5 protein-coding genes are annotated in these 5,863 nt (G+C 71.3%); 4 read left to right on the top strand and 1 reads right to left on the bottom strand.

The annotated features are described in order from the left end of the window. Positions 1-233: 233 nt before the first annotated feature. Complete coding sequence (locus tag ACWCXC_RS37280) at positions 234-1,091, bottom strand: IclR family transcriptional regulator (protein ID WP_450891800.1); 858 nt, start codon at positions 1,089-1,091, stop codon at positions 234-236. A 293-nt stretch (positions 1,092-1,384) separates the two neighbouring features. Here ACWCXC_RS37280 and ACWCXC_RS37275 point away from each other — a divergent pair, with 293 nt between their 5' ends. The 4 genes from ACWCXC_RS37275 (at position 1,385) to ACWCXC_RS37260 (ending at position 5,770) form a co-directional block, all read left to right on the top strand. Continuing rightward, positions 1,385-2,755, top strand: coding sequence for an aspartate aminotransferase family protein (locus ACWCXC_RS37275; protein WP_450891799.1), 1,371 nt, complete (start codon positions 1,385-1,387; stop codon positions 2,753-2,755). Further along, positions 2,755-3,942, top strand: a complete 1,188-nt coding sequence (locus ACWCXC_RS37270; RefSeq protein WP_450685977.1) for a mandelate racemase/muconate lactonizing enzyme family protein — start codon at positions 2,755-2,757, stop codon at positions 3,940-3,942. Before ACWCXC_RS37275 ends, ACWCXC_RS37270 begins: the two co-directional genes overlap by 1 nt. Further along, positions 3,939-4,781: an amidohydrolase family protein gene (locus tag ACWCXC_RS37265; protein ID WP_450891798.1), complete on the top strand. Its 843-nt coding sequence runs from the start codon at positions 3,939-3,941 to the stop codon at positions 4,779-4,781. The genes ACWCXC_RS37270 and ACWCXC_RS37265 overlap by 4 nt, the downstream gene beginning before the upstream one ends. Positions 4,782-4,930: 149 nt before the next feature. Then, the gene (locus ACWCXC_RS37260; RefSeq protein ID WP_450685979.1) at positions 4,931-5,770 is read left to right on the top strand and encodes an SDR family NAD(P)-dependent oxidoreductase; all 840 of its coding nucleotides are present in this window, start codon (positions 4,931-4,933) and stop codon (positions 5,768-5,770) included. Positions 5,771-5,863 lie beyond the last annotated feature (93 nt).

Here is a 5,863-nt window from a genome sequence, read left to right as displayed (position 1 = left end):
ACGTGGGGTGGTGCGGAACGCTCATGCGGACTTCGCCTTCCGAGAAGTGCGACGAGGGAGGGAGCGTTCCTGCGGTGGACTGCCATACGGCGGATGGCTGAAAAGGGATCGGTCTTTGGATGTTCACGGCGCGGTGGGCAGGCGCCGGAAGCGGACCGGACGGGGTAAATCGCCGGTGACGGCGGAATGTCACCCCGGTTGGCAGGGAACCTACGGGGGGTTGAGCCGATCGGTCAAGACCCGAATCCGCCGGAATGCGGTGTCTCGCCGCCGGCCGGTCCGTCCTCCGGCTCCTCGACCCAGCCCAGCAGCAGGCTGATCCGGCGCGCCGCGTCGCGCACCTGGCCGCCCAGTTCCTGGTAGCGCCAGGCCGGCAGTCCGAGCTTCAGCCCCGTGATCGACACGGCGCCCGCGCACACCGAACGGTCGTCGAAGACCGGCGCGCCGATGCAGATGATCCCCTCGGCGTCCTCCTCGTCGTCCAGTGCGTACCCGACCCGGGCGATGTCGCGCAGATGGGACAGGAACGTGGCCGGGTCGGTGATGGTCCGCGCGGTACGCCGGGGCAGTCCGAACCGCTCGACGACCGAGGCCGCCTCGCTCTGCGGCACGGCCGACAGCAGCGCCTTGCCGAGCCCGGTGCAGTGCGGCAGCTCCCGCTGGCCCATGCGCAGATCGAGCCGGACGCGCTGGTCGAGTTCGACCTGGTCGACCACGACCGCGTGGCCGTCCTCGGGAACGGCGAGGCGGGAGGCCATACCGGTCGTCCGGCTCAGCTCGCGCAGCACCGGATGGGCGACCCCGCGCAGCGACACCTGGGCCCTGGCCCGGTCGCCGAGCCGGGCCAGGCTCATGCCCAGCCGGTAGCGGCGGTTCATGCCCTCGCCGTCGTCGGAGACGAGGCCGTAGGCGCGCAGGGTCTGGAGCATGCCGAAGGCCGCGCTCTTGGAGATGGAGCACGCCTGGCCGACCTCGGTGACGCTGAGGCCGTTGCCCTGGGAGGGGGCGGCGAGGACTTCGAGGATGTCCGCTGCCCTGGCCACGCTCTTGACCCAGTACTTCGGCTCTTCTGGGGCAGCACTGTTCGTCATAGCAGAACAGCGTAGTGCCTCCGGGGGCGCGAAACGTGCCCCTCGGCCCAACGGGCGCCCGCAGCCCGGCCCTTCGTCCGACAGAACAAGGGGTTGACCCCCTCCGGGGCCGGACGTAATATCCAGGCACTGTTCTGCTCTACAGAACAGTGTTCTGAAAAAGCGAAACGCACCACCGAGTACCCACGGATCACCCCTTTCCTGCGGCGACTGCCGGGCGGATGGCGCCAGGGACTCACGGGCCGGGCAGGGCCCGCGACAACCGACGACTCTCGACGCAAGGAGCAAGCGATATGAGTTCAGGCCCGGTAGGCAACGCATCCGGAGCCCGACTCGCCGAACGCGCCCGCCAGGTCGTGCCCGGCGGCGTGAACAGCGGCCAGCGGAGCGTTCCCGGACTGACCGACCTGGTCGTCACCGGGACCAACGGCGCACGGTTCTGCACCGCCGACGGACGCGAGTACACCGACTTCCACTCGGCGTTCGGCCCGCCGCTGCTCGGCCACAACGACCCCGACGTCGCCCGCGCCACCGCCGAGGCCGGCGCCACCCTCGGCCACCTCGGCGTCGGCGTCACCGAGGGCGAGGTCCTCCTCGCCGAACAGCTCACCGAGCTGATCCCCTCGATCGAGAAGGTGCTGCTCACCAGCACCGGCAGCGAGGCCACCTTCCACGCGCTGCGCGTCTCCCGCGCCGCCACCGGCCGGCGCCTCGTCGTCAAGTTCCAGGGCTGCTACCACGGCTGGCACGACGCGGTCAGCCTCAACGTCATCTCCGCGCCCGAGAAGGTCGGCGGTCACGACCCGATCTCGACCGGCATCCTCCCCGAGGTCCTGGACGCCACCCTCGTCCTGCCGTTCAACGACAGCGAGGCCGTCCGCCGCACCTTCGCCGAGCACGGCCACGACATCGCCGCCGTCATCGTCGAACCCGTCCCGCACAACGTCGGCGCGCTCCTGCCGTACCAGGAGTTCCTGACCACGCTGCGCGAGGAGACCACGAAGGCCGGCAGCGTCCTGATCTTCGACGAGGTCATCACCGGCTTCCGCCACGACCTCGGCGGCTGGCAGAAGATCTCCGGCGTCACCCCCGACCTCACCACCCTCGGCAAGGCCATCGCCAACGGCGCCCCCGTCGGCGCCATCGGCGGCCGCGCCGACCTCATGGACCTCTTCTCCACCCGCCCCGGCGCCCCCGCCTTCTTCGCCGGCACCTACAACGGCCACCCCTCCGTCGTCTCCGCCGCCCTCGCCACCCTGCGCAAGCTCCGCGAGGAACCGGTCCACGACCACGTCTTCCGCCTCGGCGACCGGGTCCGCACCGGACTCACCGCCCTCTACGAACGCCTCGGCGTCCCCGCCGTCGTCACCGGATACGGCTCCGTCTTCGTCACCTACTTCATGCCGGGCGACGCCCCCCGCACCTACGCGGACCTGCTGGACAACGACGCCTCGCTCTTCGTCGGCTACCGCCGCAGGCTCCTGGAACACGGCCTGTTCGAGCTGCCGCTCAACCTCAAGCGCAGCCACATCAGCTACGCGCACACCGACGCCGACGTGGACCGCCTCCTCGAAGGCACCGAGGCCGCCGTCACGGCCGTCCTCGCCGAGGGCGGCGCCCGCGACCTGGAGAACACCTCGACCATGGGCGGAGCGACCCGCTGATGCTGACCGTCAACCGCACCCGCCCCGCCGGCCCGGCCGGCCGGATCACCCGCGTCGAGACCCTGATGCTCGGCACCTCCTGGCGCGACTTCGGCTACGTACGCGTCCACACCGACGAGGGCCTGACCGGCATCGGCGAGATCACCCACCCCTACCGGGTGAGCGAGGTCTGCGCCCTCACCGAGTCCCTCGCCCGCCGCCACCTCATCGGCGCCGACCCCTTCGACATCGAGGAACTCTGGCTCCGCGTCTACCAGGGCGACTTCCTGCGCGGCGGCGACATGGGCGGCGTCGCCCTCTCCGGCCTCGACCAGGCGATGTACGACCTCATGGGCAAGGCACTCGGCGTCCCCGCCTACCGGCTGACCGGCGGCGCCTGCCGCGACGACGTCCGCGTCTACGCCAACGGCTGGTACACCGGCGAACGCGAGCCCGAGGTCTTCGCCGCCAAGGCCAAGGAGACCGTCGCCAAGGGCTACACCGCCCTCAAGTTCGACCCCTTCGGCCCCGGACTCCACGAACTGGACCGCGCCGAACTCCGCCGCTCCGTCGACCTGGTGGCCGCCGTCCGCGAGGCCATCGGCCCCGACACCGACCTCTTCATCGAGGGCCACGCCCGGTTCGCCATGCCCACCGCCGCCCGGCTGGTGCGCGAACTGGAGCCCTTCGACATCGGCTGGTTCGAGGAGCCGATGCCCTGGACCCACATCGAGCGCTACGCGGAACTGCGGCAGCGCGCCGCCTTCCCGATCTCCGGCGGCGAGCACTTCCACAACCGCTACGAGTACAAGCAGCTCTTCGCCACGAACGCCGTCGACATCATCCAGCCCGACCTCTCCATGGCCGGCGGCTTCACCGAGGTCCGGAAGCTCGCCGCGATCGCGGACACCCACGGCATGCTCGTGGCCCCGCACAACTCCAACTCCCCGCTCTGCACCACCGTCTCGGTGCACGCGGCCCTCGGCATCCCCAACTTCACGATCCTGGAGACCTTCGACGGCCTCCTGGAGCCCTTCGTCTTCGACGCCCTCAAGGGCACCCTCCCGATGAAGGACGGCCGGATCGGCCTGCCGACCGCCCCCGGCCTCGGCGTCGAACTCGTCGACGAGGTCTTCGAGGAGCACCCGCCCAGCCACCGCTTCTGGAACATGTTCGCGGACGGCTGGGAGAAGCGGAACCGCACATGATCGTCGACGTCCACTCCCACCTCTTCCGGCACAGCCACGACTTCACCGACCCCTTCAGCTCCGACTCCGCCCGCGCCCACGCCGGCGAGGTCGACCTGTCGGTGACGTGGGAGGAGTACGCCGCCACCGCGCCCGACTCCACCCGCACCATCGTCGTGGGCGGCAAGGCGCGCCGCAGCGGACTCTGGGTGGACGACGCCGCCGTGGCCGCGTACGTCGGAGAACACCCCGACCGGCTCATCGGCTATCTGGCGCTCGACCCCACCCAGCCCGGCTGGCAGGAGGAACTGCGCTACGGCCACCAGGAACTGGGGCTGCGCGGCATCAAGCTCATGCCGATGTACGCCGGCTTCGACCCGGCCGCCGAGGAGTACGACGAGCTGTACGCGTACGCCGAACGGCACGGTCTGCCGCTCCTGGTGCACACCGGCACCACCTTCGTCTCCAGCGCCCCGCTGGAGTGGGCGATGCCCCGCCACCTGGACGCCGTCGCCATCCGCCACCCGGAACTGCGCATGGTCCTCGCCCACCTCGGCCACCCCTTCGAGGGCGAGTGCATCGCGGTCATCCGCAAACACCCGCACGTCTACGCGGACCTCAGCGCCCTGCACTACCGGCCCTTCCAGCTCTGGCACAGCCTCCGGCTGGTCCAGGACTACGGGGTCTTCCACAAGGTGCTGTTCGGCAGCGACTACCCGTTCACCACGGTCGACGACTCGGTGAAGGGGCTCCGGGAGATCGCCCGGATCCCCGGCATCCCCGGGCTGCCGCCGCTGGACGCGGACGCCGTCGAGGAGATCATCCACCGCCCCTCCCTCGATCTGCTCGGTCTCACCTGACCGGACGGATCCCCCGAGCCTGCGGGCCGGCGACCGGGCCATCCCCCCGGTGCCGGCGCCGGTCCGCAGACGGGCCGCCGCGCACTCCACCTGTTGTGCTCCCGCGCGGCGGCCCCCCTTCTTCCCCTCCCCGTGCGAAGGAACCCGCCATGACCGCAGCCGTCCCGCCCCGCGGCACCGACCGCTTCGACCTGACCGGGCGCACCGCGGTCGTCACCGGGGCCGCGCGCGGTCTCGGCCGGTCCTTCGCCACCGGCCTCGCCGAGGCGGGCGCCGACCTGGTCCTCGTCGACCTGCCCGGCGCCGACGGCATCGCCGAGACCGCCGCCGCCGTCGAGGCGCTCGGCCGCCGCTGCCGGGTGTACGGACAGGACCTCGCGGACACCGAGGCCCTGGCCGGCTTCGCCGACACGCTGCGCGCCGAGGCCGGACCGCTGCACATCCTCGTCAACAACGCGGGCACGGCCGCCCTGGAACGCTTCAACGAGATCACCCCGGCGAGCTGGTCGCACATCATGCGGGTCAACGTCGACGCCGTCTTCTTCCTCAGCCGGCGCGTCGCCGAACACATGGCGGCCGACTCCGTGGCCGGGCGCATCATCACCATCACCTCGAAGAACGCCCTCGTAGCCGAGGCGGGCCTGGCCCACTACAACGCCTCCAAGGCCGCCGCCCAGCTCCTCACCGAGACCCTGGCCATCGAACTCGCCCCGCACGGCATCACCGCCAACACCCTCGCCCCCGGCATGGTCGAGACACCCATCGACGGCGCGTTCCCCTTCGACCGGGAGGCGTTCGAGGCCGCGTACCGCGAGCGCATCCCCCTCGGCCGCTACGCCCGGCCCGACGAATGCGTGGGCGCCCTGCTGCTCCTCGCCTCGGACGCCGGGGCGTACCTCACGGGCGCGCGGATCGTCGTCGACGGGGGAGTGCTGGCCGACCAGATGCCGCGGATGCGGTTCATGCCCCCGTACCGCAGCACGCTCTGACCGGGCCGCGTCCGGCGCGGACCCCTCTCCCCTCCATCGAGCACGTCGACAACGCGAGGAGCACCTCCGTCATGTCCGTCAACGCCTCGTCCC

Source organism: Streptomyces sp. NPDC001515, assembly GCF_053597115.1.
The sequence above is the reverse complement of the archived record's forward strand: the minus strand, read 5'-3'. Positions and strand labels throughout refer to the sequence as shown.

What these genes read in the sequence shown, in the direction of transcription:
- ACWCXC_RS37280 (WP_450891800.1), bottom strand. Translation starts at nt 1,091, where the DNA reads ATGACGAACAGTGCTGCCCCAGAAGAGCCGAAGTACTGGGTCAAGAGC.
- ACWCXC_RS37275 (WP_450891799.1), top strand. Translation starts at nt 1,385, where the DNA reads ATGAGTTCAGGCCCGGTAGGCAACGCATCCGGAGCCCGACTCGCCGAA.
- ACWCXC_RS37270 (WP_450685977.1), top strand. Translation starts at nt 2,755, where the DNA reads ATGCTGACCGTCAACCGCACCCGCCCCGCCGGCCCGGCCGGCCGGATC.
- ACWCXC_RS37265 (WP_450891798.1), top strand. Translation starts at nt 3,939, where the DNA reads ATGATCGTCGACGTCCACTCCCACCTCTTCCGGCACAGCCACGACTTC.
- ACWCXC_RS37260 (WP_450685979.1), top strand. Translation starts at nt 4,931, where the DNA reads ATGACCGCAGCCGTCCCGCCCCGCGGCACCGACCGCTTCGACCTGACC.